The organism is Mesorhizobium sp. YL-MeA3-2017 (genome assembly GCF_030814575.1).
GTDB lineage: Bacteria > Pseudomonadota > Alphaproteobacteria > Rhizobiales > Rhizobiaceae > Mesorhizobium > Mesorhizobium terrae.
The window spans coordinates 254,209-267,666 of the sequence record NZ_JAUSVH010000002.1 but is presented as its reverse complement, the minus strand read 5'-3'; the positions used below and the strand labels follow the sequence as shown (position 1 = coordinate 267,666).

The 13,458-nt window shown below is 61.8% G+C and carries 12 protein-coding genes; 6 read left to right on the top strand and 6 right to left on the bottom strand.

The window, feature by feature from the left end:
* The first annotated feature begins 264 nt into the window (after positions 1-264).
* Positions 265-909 (top strand): TetR/AcrR family transcriptional regulator, encoded by a 645-nt coding sequence (locus QFZ88_RS27350; protein ID WP_190234591.1) that lies wholly within the window; start codon positions 265-267, stop codon positions 907-909.
* Positions 910-1,009: 100 nt separating this feature from the next.
* Here the strand turns inward: QFZ88_RS27350 and QFZ88_RS27345 are convergent, their stop codons facing one another.
* The 5 genes from QFZ88_RS27345 to QFZ88_RS27325 all read right to left on the bottom strand — a co-directional run bounded on the left by QFZ88_RS27345 (position 1,010) and on the right by QFZ88_RS27325 (position 6,337).
* Positions 1,010-2,158 (bottom strand): saccharopine dehydrogenase NADP-binding domain-containing protein, encoded by a 1,149-nt coding sequence (locus QFZ88_RS27345; protein ID WP_065997139.1) that lies wholly within the window; start codon positions 2,156-2,158, stop codon positions 1,010-1,012.
* An 11-nt stretch (positions 2,159-2,169) separates the two neighbouring features.
* Positions 2,170-3,708 carry a class I adenylate-forming enzyme family protein gene (locus tag QFZ88_RS27340; protein WP_065997141.1) on the bottom strand — a complete coding sequence of 513 codons (1,539 nt, stop codon included), beginning with the start codon at positions 3,706-3,708 and terminating at the stop codon, positions 2,170-2,172.
* Entirely contained in the window at positions 3,705-4,496 is a 792-nt protein-coding gene (locus QFZ88_RS27335) for an SDR family NAD(P)-dependent oxidoreductase (protein ID WP_065997143.1), read from the bottom strand. The genes QFZ88_RS27340 and QFZ88_RS27335 overlap by 4 nt, the downstream gene beginning before the upstream one ends.
* A gap of 13 nt (positions 4,497-4,509) precedes the next feature.
* A complete protein-coding gene (locus QFZ88_RS27330; protein ID WP_179654246.1) occupies positions 4,510-5,283 on the bottom strand; it encodes an SDR family NAD(P)-dependent oxidoreductase in 774 nt (257 codons plus the stop codon).
* 61 nt (positions 5,284-5,344) lie between these two features.
* The gene (locus QFZ88_RS27325; protein WP_245317457.1) at positions 5,345-6,337 is read right to left on the bottom strand and encodes a 3-keto-5-aminohexanoate cleavage protein; all 993 of its coding nucleotides are present in this window, start codon (positions 6,335-6,337) and stop codon (positions 5,345-5,347) included.
* A 210-nt stretch (positions 6,338-6,547) separates the two neighbouring features.
* Here QFZ88_RS27325 and QFZ88_RS27320 point away from each other — a divergent pair, with 210 nt between their 5' ends.
* Both QFZ88_RS27320 and QFZ88_RS27315 read left to right on the top strand, forming a co-directional pair.
* Positions 6,548-7,684, top strand: coding sequence for a saccharopine dehydrogenase family protein (locus QFZ88_RS27320; protein ID WP_065997147.1), 1,137 nt, complete (start codon positions 6,548-6,550; stop codon positions 7,682-7,684).
* A 24-nt stretch (positions 7,685-7,708) separates the two neighbouring features.
* The gene (locus QFZ88_RS27315) at positions 7,709-8,545 is read left to right on the top strand and encodes an SDR family NAD(P)-dependent oxidoreductase (RefSeq protein ID WP_065997148.1); all 837 of its coding nucleotides are present in this window, start codon (positions 7,709-7,711) and stop codon (positions 8,543-8,545) included.
* A 14-nt stretch (positions 8,546-8,559) separates the two neighbouring features.
* Here the strand turns inward: QFZ88_RS27315 and QFZ88_RS27310 are convergent, their stop codons facing one another.
* Complete coding sequence (locus QFZ88_RS27310) at positions 8,560-9,234, bottom strand: GntR family transcriptional regulator (protein ID WP_083237657.1); 675 nt, start codon at positions 9,232-9,234, stop codon at positions 8,560-8,562.
* A gap of 122 nt (positions 9,235-9,356) precedes the next feature.
* On the opposite strand from QFZ88_RS27310, the gene QFZ88_RS27305 reads away from it, so the two are divergent.
* The 3 genes from QFZ88_RS27305 to QFZ88_RS27295 are packed head-to-tail and all read left to right on the top strand — an operon-like array spanning position 9,357 to position 13,439.
* The gene (locus QFZ88_RS27305) at positions 9,357-10,142 is read left to right on the top strand and encodes a LamB/YcsF family protein (protein ID WP_065997150.1); all 786 of its coding nucleotides are present in this window, start codon (positions 9,357-9,359) and stop codon (positions 10,140-10,142) included.
* Positions 10,135-11,733, top strand: a complete 1,599-nt coding sequence (locus QFZ88_RS27300) for an urea amidolyase family protein (protein ID WP_065997413.1) — start codon at positions 10,135-10,137, stop codon at positions 11,731-11,733. Before QFZ88_RS27305 ends, QFZ88_RS27300 begins: the two co-directional genes overlap by 8 nt.
* Positions 11,730-13,439, top strand: a complete 1,710-nt coding sequence (locus QFZ88_RS27295; RefSeq protein ID WP_065997151.1) for an acetyl/propionyl/methylcrotonyl-CoA carboxylase subunit alpha — start codon at positions 11,730-11,732, stop codon at positions 13,437-13,439. The genes QFZ88_RS27300 and QFZ88_RS27295 overlap by 4 nt, the downstream gene beginning before the upstream one ends.
* Positions 13,440-13,458: the final 19 nt, after the last annotated feature.

The following is a 13,458-nucleotide window of genomic DNA, read 5'->3' as shown; positions in this document are numbered from 1 at the left end:
TCCTTGTCAGGCGCCGGCCATCGGACCAACCCTTCTCCCCGGCGGGTGTGACGTGCCGGTACAGCTCGATCTTCGCGCCATCTGCAGGACGTGTCTCGGCCGGCGGGGCTGACCGGCCGCGGAAAAGCGAGCGCGTCAGGTCTCGTCAAGCCGTTGGCGTGACACAATCTTTGGCGCCACGAGCATGTTTGTCCTATATAGGAACGAACGTTAGCACAGGCATGGATTCGCATGGCTGACAGTGAAGGCGAGAGAGGAAGTCCGGTGGCTGACAGCGAAGCGACCATTGACTTGAGGTCCAATCTGCCGCCGCGTGGAGCGCCGCGCTCGACCACCCGTGAGCGGTTGATCGAGGCCGCTATCGAATTGTTCGGCGCCAACGGCGTCAACGAGACGTCGATGCGTGACCTTGCCACCGAGGTCGGCATCAAGGCACCGGCTCTTTACAACCACTTCCGGTCGAAGGAAGAGATATTCATCGAGGCTATCTCGATCACTCTGGAAGACTTCCATTCCGCGGTCACCAGGCGTGACGATCCCAAGCTCTCGGGCATTGAGCGCCTGGAGAACATGGTGTCGCGGCATGTCATTTACCAGATCGACCACGCGCGGATCGCCAAGGCCAATGATCGCCTGATCGAATCCTCGGCCATGGATCGGCTCAGTCACGAGCAGCGCGAGGCAATCCGGTCAATGCTTCGCAAATACCTCGACACCATGACCGATATTTGTGCCCAGGTGGTTCGTGACGCAGGTCGCGAGCCCAAGGACGTTCGCCTGGTGGCGCTGGCGATCGGGTCGATGTGCGACAAAGTACTTTCCTGGTATCGGCCAAACGGCAAATACCCCAAACAGAAGATTGCCGCGCATTTTTGCCGGCTCGCCAAAAGCATGCTGGAGGCCGAGTAGCGCAATCCAGAAGCAGCGCGAAACGGATTTTGCGCCGCGAAGTCCATCAAGCAAAAGGCCACTGCCTTGCCTCGGGGCGCTGCAAGAGCGTTGGACCTGCTCAGGCAAGCAGGTCCCTGATCCTCATTCGCTCGCCCGCCATGCCATTTGCAAGGGTAGACAAGGTCAGGCCGCCACCGCCGACGCTCACATCGCGCAGGACCGAGAAGAAGTCCTTGGGCGAGACGATCTCGGGCGGGAATACACCTTTTCGATCGATACGGCCTTGCATCAGCAGGATCGCGCCGACGGCTGCTGGGATGCCTGTCGAATCGTCCATGCCACCATCGCTTCCGGAGGCAAAACGCAATCCGTTGCCATTTGTGTGGATATCGATGACCAGGCCACTGCCAATGCGCGCGGCGCCGGCGCGCTGGTCGCGATAATGCAAGAAAAGATCGACGGCCGCGTCAGTCAGCTTGCCCTTGGTCCTGCGTTCATCGGCGATATGCGCCAAACACCAGCCAGTAATCAAAGCCTCTTCGGGATTGAGGCCGCCGAAATTTGAAGCCCGTTTTACCGGCAAGTATCTTGGAACCGTTATCGGCTCGGGGTGGGCAAGCCGCACCAGCCGCTGACGGCCGACGGGGTCGGGAAAATCAATGTCGCGGAATTCAAGCTGGTCCCAGCCCGCGACATCATGCGTGCTGCCGTCGGGGTCCACGAGATTGAAGCAATGCCAGAAATGCCTCACCGCGGCATTGGTCATGTCGGCCAGATCAACGGTCCAGTAGATGTCGACGTCGTCCGCCGGCCCAAGCTTGTCGACGGCGGCCCTGATGAGGATGTTCGTTGTGCCTGGGGAGGATCCCATGCCGATCAGCGCGGAGATGCCGGCCGCCTCTGCTGCCGCGTTTCGGGTGAGCATCGGGATCGTGACGTCGGCATCGTCCGAAATGTCGAGATAGTTTGTCCTGTTGGCGATCGCCCGGTCGAGGATCGCGGTGCCCGTCCTGTAGTAGGGACCAGCCATGTTGACGACGAGATCGGTGTGCGAGAGCAATTCGTCGAGCTGGCCGGGGTCGGCCAGGGCATCCATCTGCTGGATGACGAACCCCATGGCTTCAGCCGCATCTTTGGTTTCGGGACGCCAGGCGCGGTCTATCGCCAGCCAGCTCTGCGTTGCCCCACCACGCGCCAGAGCCCGCAGCATGGCCTGCGCCTGCGAGCCGCCCGCGCCTATGACAACGGCCTTCCACTTCCTTGCCATCTGGTGGCCTCCTATTTCGGTTCCTTGTGGGATTCCAGGTAGCCGGCGCGGATCGCGCGGCGGTCGAGCTTGCCCGACGCCGTGCGCGGCAGATCGGTGCTGACGATGATGTCTTCCGGCACGGCGTAGCCCGGCAGCCGATGGCGCAGGAATTCACGAACCTCCGTAACGTCGACCGTCAGGTTCGGGCGCGGTTCAGCAGCCGCCATCACGCTGTTTTGAAGCACCTCGTGCGGCACAGCAAAAACCGCGGCTTGGGCTATCGAGGGAACCTCGGCCATCACCGCCTCGATGAAGGAGGGAAGGATCTTTTCGCCACCGCGGTTGATGACGTCATCGCGGCGTCCGACATGATAGAGCAGCCCTTTTTCCCGCCGTTCCGCCAGATCCCCGGTGCGCAGCCAGCGCCCGCTCAGTTTTTCGGCGGTGACGTCCGGTCGGCGCCAGTACTCGCGCATGCGCGTGTCGCCGGCGACCCAGATCTCGCCGACGGTGTGGTCGGCGACATCCTTACCGTCCTCTCCGACAAGGCGCAGTTCCACGCCTTGTGCCGGATATCCGATTGAATCGCCGTAAGTCAGGATCAACTCCGCCGGCAGTATCGTGCAGCAGGAGGTGAACTCCGTCAGTCCATAGCCGTGCCATAGCCGCAGGCCTGGCCAACGATTGTGCATTTCCAGCGACCAGGGCGCAGGCATCGGAGAACCGCCGAACAAGACGTCCTTGGCCGGACCATAGACGGCGTCGGCTCCCTCCGCCGTCATCATCATTCGGAGAACACTCGGCACCGCGGTCACAAAAGTCGTCGGCCTGCGACGACACGCGGCTATGGCATCTTGCGTGCGGTAGCGAAGCAGAAGGTCGGCACGGCCGCCGCAAAGCAACATCGTGCCGAGCTGGTCGACAAAGCCAGTGTTGTGGAAAAGCGGGGCAACAATGAGCGTTGATGACTGCTCATTTGCCCCGATGAGATCGACATACACTTGGGATGCTTTGCGCAGCCCATCATGACTGATCACCGCACCCTTGGGCGTGCCCGTGGTTCCTGACGTGAAGCTGATGACGGCGTCGTCCGCCGGATCAGGCATTCCGGGAAGAGCGGAGGCTTTATCAACGGAAGAAAACGGAGCCGCCACAGTGCCATTGATCGAGAATACCTGCAGGCCAAGGCAATCGCCGAACATGTGGCTGTGCGCATCGTCAGCCAGTGCAATTCGCGCATCCAGCAATGTCCCGAGGTCGCCCACCTGCGCGGGAGCCAACCGGTTGTTCATCGGAACGGAAATTGCGCCGACACGAAGGATCGCCAGATAGGCTACGACCCATTGCCACGTGTTGTCGCCGACGACGATGACACGTTCCTGGCGCGCCACTCCAAGCCTCACCAGACGCAAGGCGGCCGCCTCCACTTCCGCCTGGAGACGAGCATAGGACAGTTCCTCGTCCGCGGCCGTTAGCGCCACAGCTTGCGGGAGCAACTTGGCCCGCTCCACCAAGGCGTGGACGATGGTTGGATAAATCTGCTCGCTCACAACTTCATTCCAGATCAAGAACCGGTTCCGTCATTTAGGCACTGACCGATCAGATGACCGGCGCTGCTGCCCCCGTCGACCAGATAGACGCAGCCATTGGTATAGGCGGCCTCGCGAGAGGATAGATGAGCTATCACCGCAGCCACCTCCTGGGGCGCTGCAAAGCGGCCCATGGGAACGGCCTTCTCGAAGGCGGCGCGGGTTCCAGGAGGGGCTTTCGAGAAGATGCGCTGCGCCATCGGTGTGTCGACGAAACCGGGGCACACCACATTGGAGCGAATGCCTTCGCGCCCATGATCCAAGGCCATGGCCTTGACGAGGCCGATCACGCCATGCTTGGAGGCGCAATACGCGCCGTAGGCGACGGATCCCATAACACCCGCGTCCGAGCTGACGGCAACGAATGCCCCTCCGCCGCGACGCTGCAAGAGGGGCAGGGTTTGCCGCGCCAGCAGGAACGTTCCCTTCAGATTGACGTCAATGACATGGTCCCAAGCGGCCTCGGACATGCGCTGGATAAGGCCGCCGCGCGCGACGCCTGCCGCCGCAATCACGGTGTCGAGCCCCTCGCCTGAATGCGCGAAGGAGTCTATGGCGCTCGCCAAACTCTCCAGATTGCTCACATCGGCCGCAAGCGGCGTTGCAGTCCCCCCCGCCTCATCCACCAAGGCGACCGTCTCCTCGGCATTCTCGCGCGAAAGATCAAGGACACCGACATGCGCGCCACGAGCCGCGAGGACGAGCGAAACGGCACGCCCTATCCCCGAGCCTGCACCGCTGACTAACGCAATCTCGCGCGTGCTCATCGATCGGACCGCATCATTCCTTGGGCAGCGTCTCGGCGATGTAGAGATTGGCAAGCGTGCCGCAGTCGACCGGGACATCGATGCCGGTTATCCCGCTCGCCTCATCGCTGCCAAGAAACGCAACGGTGCGCGCAATCTCGTCGACCTCGACGAGCCGGCCGAGAGGAACGCGCGAGAAGCTCTCCCTCATATGGCGACGGGCAGCCTCGCCGACATGATCGTCTATCATGGCAGTCAGCGTCCAGCCGGGGCTGACCGAATTGACGCGGATGCGGTATGGCGCAAGCTCGACCGCCGCGGTCTTCGTCAGGTTGACGACGCCGGCTTTTGCCGCACCGTAAGCGGACTGCCGGCCATCGGTTCCGGCAGCGTCGATCGAGGCGACGTTGACGATGGCACCCCCGCCCGAGATCCGCATGCGCCGCGCTCCCCTTTGCAGGCTGAGGAAGACGCCCGTGAGGTTGATATCGAGGACCGAGCGCCAGCGTTCCAAGTCCATCCTCAGGAGGGTCTTATAGTGTGACACTCCCGCATTGTTGACCAGCAACGACAGTGGCCTTGCTGGATCGTCGAAGCGCGCCATCAGGCGCTCGACATCGTCCTCACTCGTCACGTCGGCGGCAACCGCCTCGATGATTCCAAGTGGTTCCAGCTTTGAAACGGCCGCCGCGAGATCCGCTTCGTTGCGGCCTGCGATCGTGACGGCATAACCTCGCGCCAGAAGGCAGGCCGCAATGCCAAAACCGATCCCCTTCGACCCACCGGTCACGACCGCGTTCAATGGCATGGCGCCCATTTCCCTCCAGCTCGTCAGCTCGTCCACGGATCCGATCGGCCTGACCTCCCGACTATGAGGCCAGCGTCATCAGCTTGCGATATTCGTCCGCGCCCATCAGGTCGCGCCCCAGAGCCGACGCGATACCGCTGATTTGACGGAATACCTCGACATTGCTCTGGATCTTGTCGTCCCGGTGCGGCCATTTCCATACCGTGTCTTCCATGCCGACACGAACGTGCACACCCAGAAGGATCGCAAGCGTTGCGAGGTAGCTGCTGGAGCGACCGCCCGTGCAGGCGACAATAACCGATTGAGGATCGATATGGCGAATGAGCCGGACCAGGCGCATGAAGCCATCAATCATTGTCTCGGGGCTGTAGGTCGGGCTGCAGCCGGGCAGGCCCGGCAGCACCAGCCAGTTCAAAGGACCCTGAATCAGTCCACTGTCGATCAGGTAGCGCCGGGCGTTGTCGATGTCAGCGTCGGAATAGACCGCGATCTGGGGCGTCAGGCCCTGGGCGAGCGCGCGGCGCGTCTTCTCGATCATGGCCGCCGGTGATTTCACAAACCGATTGTCACCAAGGATGATCGAGGTGGCGTTTACCGGGACGCCCTCCATGACGCCCAGCGACATCATCTCGCTCATCATCTTTTCCTCCTCGTCGTTGACCGCAACGAGGCAAGCATCGAGCGCGATATGGTTGTTCTGGCGCCGAAGATGGGTCAGCGTCTCCTTGAAGAGGCCGGTGTCCAGCACGTTATAACCGCGCCCGTCGCGGGCGTGGATGTGGATGATCTGCGCGCCGGCGTCGATACACTCTTGTGCCGAGCGGATGATCTCTTGCGAAGAGATTGGCTGATTGGGATTCTCGTCCTTGCGAAAGAACGCGCCGTTGATCGCCACCGACAGGATCAGCTTCTCGGGCTCGGCCCAGCGAGGCATCGGCTCGGCATCCGAAAAGGCAGTCTTATCGACCGACATGATCGCTGGCGCACCGTAGACTTGCCAGTTTGCCTGCACGCCTTCGCGGGCGACCCATTGGTTCACTCGCTCCCAGTTCACTGTGTTAGGCCTCCGAGCCATCGCAAGAACCTCCTTGTTTCTATGTGAACGATCGTTAATGAACACGACGCCGTCTGTCAAGCAGGAGCGCATTGCGGCGAACGCCATCAAAGCACCATACTTAAACGCACGTGCCGTTGCTCGACCATTGCCGGACTTGACGAAAGAGAAGGGTAACTTTATGAATTAACGTTCGTTTTAGGAGGCGTCATGAGCCGTGTCATTTTGCTTGTCGGAGCGGGACATATGGGGCGCAGTGCGCTCGGCATGCTTGCTCGCCAAATCCCAGACGCCCGCTTCAAGATCGTCGATCGATCTCCCGAAAGCCTCAAGCTTGCCGTTGCCGCGGACCCAGTCCGTATTGAAGGAGAATTGCGCGACATTTCGCGAGCTGGTCTCGACGCCGCGGGCGTGGATTTGGTCTTGAATTTCGCCGGCCCATTCTTCGTCGGGTCAGACGCGGCCGCTCGTGCGGCAATTGCGGCTGGCGCCGCTTACATCGACGTCTGCGACGATGCCGAGGGAACGCGGACAATCCTGGACCTTCACCAAGCCGCTTGCGAGCGGGGGGTGCCGGTGATCACCGGCGGCGGCAATTCGCCGGGGATCTCGAATTGGCTGGCTTGCGACATCCTCCAGTCCAACAAGAACGTGGACGGGATCCAGGTCGTGTGGATCACGCGTGAGCGCGATCCGGGCGGCTTGGCCGTGCTTCGTCATATGCTTCACATGACCGTGGCGCCCTGCCCGATCTGGCGCGAAGGGCGAATGGAGTATACCAAGGGATTCCAGCCTCAGACAGCCATGTCATTCGACGTCCCGGCCCCGTTTGGCAGGATCGAAGCCTACGATACGGCCCACCCCGAACCGCTGACGCTGGCGCGCTACAGACCTGATCTCAGGCTGATACAATGCAAAGGCTCGCTGTATCCGGCGTGGGCCAACCAGGCATTTTCGACGCTTGGCCGGATTGGCTTCGCTCATGACGATCTAACCGTCGAAATCGGCGGCCAGACGGTCCAGCCCATAGAGGTGCTTTGGAAGCTGCTATGGTCTCGGCATAATGCCAATCCATCTCGGGAGCGCCCCGCCTTTACCCAGATCAACGTCATCGGCCTCGAAGGTGACAGGCCGGTCGTTATGCACACAATCACGGATGACAGCGAGATGAGCCGTGGGACGGGGATAGGCATGGCCGCTGCAGCGCTTGCATTGCTCGAAGGCAATGTGCCGGCCGGGGCCAACGGCGTCGAGGCCATCCCGTTCGGACGCGGTCTCAACCATTTCAAAGCCCTTTCAGTTGCGGAAGGCGCGTTCGCAGACGGCATCGTTGTGACCCGGTTCTGAGCCGCGGGCTTTAGGAGACCCAAAATGACCTCTTCTTCGGCTGTGATTGTAACAGGCGCGGCGGGCGACATCGGACGTGGGCTCGCAAGGCGCTTTGCGATGGATCGCCGTGCCGTCGCGTTGCTGGATCGCACCGATGAGTCGCTTGCCGCGCTTGCCGACGAACTCAAAGCCTTGGGAGCGACCAGCGTTGGCGTCTATTTCGCCGACCAATGCGATCGAGGCGCCGTCGATGCAGCTGTAGCGCAGGCCCGATCCGATCTCGGCCCAATCGGGACACTGGTTGCCAACGCCGGATATGCTCGGCTTGCGAGCTTTCTAGACATGCCCGAGAAGGTCTGGGACCGACATGTCGATGTGAACCTGAGCGGGACCTTCCACACCTGCCAGTCCGTCGCTCGGGTAATGGCAGAGCAGCGAGCCGGTGGCAGTATCGTCGTCATCTCATCCTGTCTGGCACTTTACCATACCGATCAGACAGGCGCCTATAACGCGACCAAAGCCGCGTTGTTGATGCTCATCCGCACCATGGCGGCCGAACTCGGCGTCTATCGCATTCGCGCGAACGCGGTCCTTCCGGGAATCGTGGACACTGCCATGACCCGCCAGACGCTTGCCGAACCTGGGCGGCTGGAAGCAGTTCTTGCGGATACGCCGCTCGGTCGCATCGGCCAGACCGAAGATGTCGCCGAGGCAGTCTATTTTCTTGCCAGCGAAGCCGCGTGTTTCATAACCGGCGCGTCACTGCTTGTTGATGGCGGTGCCTCCATCTACGGCCAGCCTCAATGGGTGCGACAGGACCGTCGAACTCCCTTCGAACCGCGCTGGGACCTCGAACCGCGTGTACCGGCGGGGACTTAACAAGCCCGCGGCGGTCACCGGTCCTGGTTGCCCCGGCGCTGAAGGGCCGCCAACACCATTCGCTCCGACTGAAGCAGGTATGCTTCCAGTCGATCCACCGCCTCAAGAATCATGCCGGTCTCAATGAGGGTAACGAGCGAGGCGTTGAGTTCCACAAAAGGTTCGTGCAGATGAGCGTTGTTTTCGAGTTGGCCGAAGACGAGCCGCAGCTCCGCCAGGATCATTTCGAAGCAGGCATTCAATCTTGGGCTGTCTGCAAGCTCCACGATTGCCCTGTGAAATTCCATATTGAAGGTTCCCACGCGCCGCCAGTCGCCGTTTTTTTGAGCTTCCTTCGCCTCGGCGACCAGGGTGTTCATGCGCGCGACCGCTGGATGGCCGCGGCTGGCCGCCCGCAATGCGCCAAGCTCGATCACTCGACGCACCCGATAGATGTCGATGACGCAGACCTCGTCGGGGGCAGCGACGAAAACGCCGCGGTTGGGGATATGGGTCAGCAGGCTCTGGCTGGTAAGCAACCGGAAAACCTCGCGCAAGGTGTTGCGCGAGATGCCAAACAATGACGCGACGTGCTGCTCGGAAAGCTTTTCGCCAGGGGCAAGATCGCCATCGATCAGCATTTCCCTGATCCTGGACGCGACCTTTCCCGCGAGCGGCTGGTCGTCTGGTTCCACCATGTGTCTGGTCATTTCGGTTCCTGTCGGCCCGGCCCGCGATTACCGGGCCATGATTCTGCTCACTCGATATTGTTGAACAATCCATGGTATGATATTCAACAATAGTGAGGCATTGCAATCGTAGAGGTTGTCAGTTGGCAAGCATCGATCTCAACAGCGATCTGGGCGAAAGTTTCGGACCTTGGCGCATGGGGGACGATCTCGCCATGCTTGATATCGTCACCAGCGCAAACATCGCGTGCGGGTTTCATGCCGGCGACCCGGAAGGTATTCTCAAAGTGCTGCGCGAGGCCGCGAGCCGCGACATCTCGATCGGGGCGCATGTCGGCTACCGCGATCTCGTCGGATTTGGACGGCGCAACATGGATCCCTCAAGTGCCGAACTGATCGGCGACACGATCTACCAGATCGGCGCCTTGCAGGGCCTTGCGAGGGCGGCGGGAACGACAGTCCGTTACGTAAAGCCCCACGGTGCGCTCTACAACACCATAGCGAACGACACGCGCCAGGCGGCCGACGTGATCGCCGGGATAAAGGCTATTGATCCTTCCCTGACACTGATGGCTCTTGCTGGCGCGCCGATCGTCGACCAGGCAAGGGCCGCCGGACTGGCTGTCGTGTGCGAGGCGTTTGCCGACCGTGCCTATAATGCCGATGGCAGCCTTGTCAGCCGGCGGCTGCCGGGGTCGGTGATCCACGAGCCGAAAGCCGTCGCGGAGCGGATGCTGCGTCTGGTGACCGAGGGGCGCATGACTGCGATCGACGGCACTGATATAACACTGGAAGCCCAATCAATTTGTGTCCATGGCGACACGCCTGCTGCCATCTCGATCGCCCACATGCTCAAAGACGAGTTCGCGGCTCGCGGGGTCCAGCTGAAGGCGTTCACCAGCATGGATGGCGGCGCGAACCGTGGCTGAGCGCTTGCGCTTCCTGCCGGCGGGCAGCGAGTGTATCCTCGTCGAGCTCGAGGATCTGGAAACCACACTGACACTTCTGGATGGCCTGCTTGCCTCGCGGCCAGAGGGAGTAACAGACATTGTTCCGGCCGCCCGCACTGTCATGATCCGCTTTGATCCATTTGCCACGACCCGCAAGCGGGTCGCTGCCGCGGTCGGGCAGATCGATCTTTCGATGCGCAGGGTCCGCCAGGGCGATACGTTCGAAATACCTGTAAAATATGACGGCGAGGACCTGGCTGACGTTGCAGAGTATCTCGGGTGGACGGTCGAGGAAGTCATCCGCCGTCACACCGAGGCTACCTTCACCGTCGCTTTCACCGGCTTCGCACCAGGCTTTGCCTATATGACGTGCGATGATCCGGGTTTTGACGTGCCGCGAAGAAAAAGCCCGCGTGTCAGGATACCGGCGGGCTCTGTGGCACTCGCTGGCCGTTTTGGCGGCATCTATCCATCCGACAGTCCAGGGGGTTGGCAACTCCTGGGAACCACGCCCTTGCGCATGTGGGACACAACACGCGAACGCGCCGCTCTGCTCGCGCCCGGCGACAGGGTTCGATTCCATGAGGTGACGGACAACAGCACATTGTCGCGCGTCCAACGGCCACCTCCGCAAGAGCAAGCAGCGCCTCGCAGCGGCGGTCTGTTTGTAACACGCGCCGACCGTCCTGCTCTGTACCAGGATCTGGGTCGGCCGGGGCGGGCCGACCAGGGCGTATCGGAGGCCGGCGCGCTCGACCGCAGGGCGCTTCGCGAGGCCAATCTATGCGTTGGCAATGCGCCCGAAGCTGCTGCCGTTGAGATCACCTTCGGCGGCTTCGCCGTCAAGACCGACCGAGCCGTCACGGTTGCGGTGTCGGGAGCACGTGGCCCTCTCACCATTCGCACGGCGGCCGGTCGGCAAATTGATGCGCCTTTTGGTCACCCGTTTGCGCTCGATCCCGGTGACGAGCTTGCGATCGGTCCACCAAGCGAGGGCATGCGCAGCTATGTGGCGCTGCGCGGCGGCTTCGCCGTCGCTCCAGTCCTTGGCTCTGCGTCAACCGATACACTGGCAAAGATAGGTCCGGAGCCGATCGTGGCTGGACAGGTTCTGCCAGGCGCAAATCTGCCGACCGGAGCTGTCGATCCTGGCCGGCCTAAGCTGCAGCCCCTGCCACGCGCGAGCGATACCGTCACTCTCGATGTCGTGCTCGGTCCAAGAGCCGACTGGTTTACCCCAGAGGGGATAAACACTCTGCTTGCCCAGGATTGGCAGGTCACTGCGGAATCAAGCCGCATCGGCATGCGGCTTGCGGGTGTTGTGCCGCTCGAGCGCAGCGTCGCGGCGGAGCTTCCCTCGGAAGGGACGGCGACCGGCTCCATCCAGGTTCCGCATAGCGGCCAACCGGTGGTCTTCCTCGCCGACCATCCGCTGACCGGGGGCTACCCTGTCATCGGCGTGATCGCATCGTATCATCTGGACTTGGCTGGCCAGATCCCGATCGGCGCCCGCATTCGTTTTAAGCAAGTTGCGGTCGTTGATCCGCAGACAGAGGAAACAGATCGATGAAGAAGCTCCTCATCGCCAACCGCGGAGAAATCGCCATTCGCATTGCTCGCGCTGCCCGGGACTATGGCGCGATCTCGGTAGCAATCTACTCCGATGCGGATGCGAGTTCACTTCATGTGGAGCTTGCCGATGAGGCTTATGGGCTGGGCCCCGGTCGCCCGGCCGAGACTTACTTGAACATCGAAAAGATCCTCGACATTGCCCGCCGTTCCGGCGCGGACGCCGTCCATCCCGGTTACGGCTTTCTGTCGGAACGCGCTGAATTCGCCGCGGCGGTGATCGATGCCGGCCTCATCTGGGTGGGTCCGGCTCCAGATGTCATCACGGCCCTCGGCGACAAGGTCGAAGCCAGGCGCATTGCAGCCAAGGTCGGCGCCCCCCTCGTCAAGGGTTCTGATGGGCCCCTGGCCTCTGCGGCAGAAGCAGTCGCCTTTGCCAGGGAAGCGGGCCTTCCGCTCGCCATCAAGGCGGCGTTTGGTGGCGGTGGCCGCGGCATGAAAGTCGCGCGGCGGCTCGAGGAAGTCGGCGAACTCTTCGAATCAGCCGTGCGTGAGGCAACGGAGGCTTTCGGTCGCGGCGAATGCTATGCGGAGCAATTTCTCGACCGACCACGTCATATTGAGGCACAGATCATAGCCGACAGCCACGGCAACACCGTTGTGCTCGGCACCCGCGACTGCTCGCTGCAACGACGAAACCAGAAGCTTGTCGAAGAGGCCCCTGCCCCCTTCATAAGCTACGAACAGCGCGCCCGTATCCACGACGCCGCCCGGGCGATCTGCGCGGAAGCCGGCTACAGCGGCGCCGGCACGGTCGAGTTCCTGCTCTCGCAGAACGGCGTCATCTCGTTCCTGGAAGTCAACACTCGCCTTCAGGTTGAGCACCCTGTCACCGAAGAAACTACCGGCATCGACATTGTGATTGAGCAGTTGCGGATTGCCGATGGCAAACCGCTGTCAGTCAAGCAGACGCCTGAACCGCGAGGTCATGCAATTGAATTTCGCATCAATGCCGAAGACCCCGGCAGGGGTTTCTTGCCTACTCCGGGTCTGATCACGCGCTTTCGAGCTCCATCTGGCCCGAACGTGCGTGTCGATGCGGGTGTTGAATCGGGCTCGGAGATCCCTGGCCTCTACGACTCGATGATGGCCAAGCTGATCGTGACCGGCGCAACCCGCGAGCAGGCGCTGACGCATGCCCGCCGGGCGCTGGCCGAATTCGTCATCGAAGGGGTTGCCTCGGTTTTGCCTTTTCATCGCGCCGTGCTGGAGGAGCGTGATTTCACGGGCGAAGACGGATTTGGCGTATTCACCAATTGGATCGAGACGCAATTTCGAGGTGTGGATCCGGCCGCCAGGGTCGACCCGGTTGAAGGCGGCTTTTTGAGAAGCTTCGTTGAGATTGACGGCCGGCGCCACACTTTAGGTCTTCCGGCCGCCCTCTTTTCCGGCTTGCGCGCATCGCCAATGTCGACGGCGCCAGTGCCTGCAGCCGGGGATGGCTCCGTAATCGCACCGATTCCCGGCACTTTGCAGCAGTGGCTGGTTGAGGACGAGGCTGAAGTCGCCGAGGGCGACGTTGTCGCAGTTATGGAAGCGATGAAGATGGAAACGCGCGTCGTCGCGCCGAAGTCAGGCCGGATAAGTCTGAGGGTCGAGGCTGGCACGTCGGTGGGCCTCGGTGCCGAACTTGCGGCGATCGGTTGAGAATAGGCCGGATATGTCG

What these genes read in the sequence shown, in the direction of transcription:
- QFZ88_RS27345 (WP_065997139.1), bottom strand. Translation starts at nt 2,158, where the DNA reads ATGGCAAGGAAGTGGAAGGCCGTTGTCATAGGCGCGGGCGGCTCGCAG.
- QFZ88_RS27335 (WP_065997143.1), bottom strand. Translation starts at nt 4,496, where the DNA reads ATGAGCACGCGCGAGATTGCGTTAGTCAGCGGTGCAGGCTCGGGGATA.
- QFZ88_RS27330 (WP_179654246.1), bottom strand. Translation starts at nt 5,283, where the DNA reads ATGCCATTGAACGCGGTCGTGACCGGTGGGTCGAAGGGGATCGGTTTT.
- QFZ88_RS27320 (WP_065997147.1), top strand. Translation starts at nt 6,548, where the DNA reads ATGAGCCGTGTCATTTTGCTTGTCGGAGCGGGACATATGGGGCGCAGT.
- QFZ88_RS27315 (WP_065997148.1), top strand. Translation starts at nt 7,709, where the DNA reads ATGACCTCTTCTTCGGCTGTGATTGTAACAGGCGCGGCGGGCGACATC.
- QFZ88_RS27310 (WP_083237657.1), bottom strand. Translation starts at nt 9,234, where the DNA reads ATGACCAGACACATGGTGGAACCAGACGACCAGCCGCTCGCGGGAAAG.
- QFZ88_RS27295 (WP_065997151.1), top strand. Translation starts at nt 11,730, where the DNA reads ATGAAGAAGCTCCTCATCGCCAACCGCGGAGAAATCGCCATTCGCATT.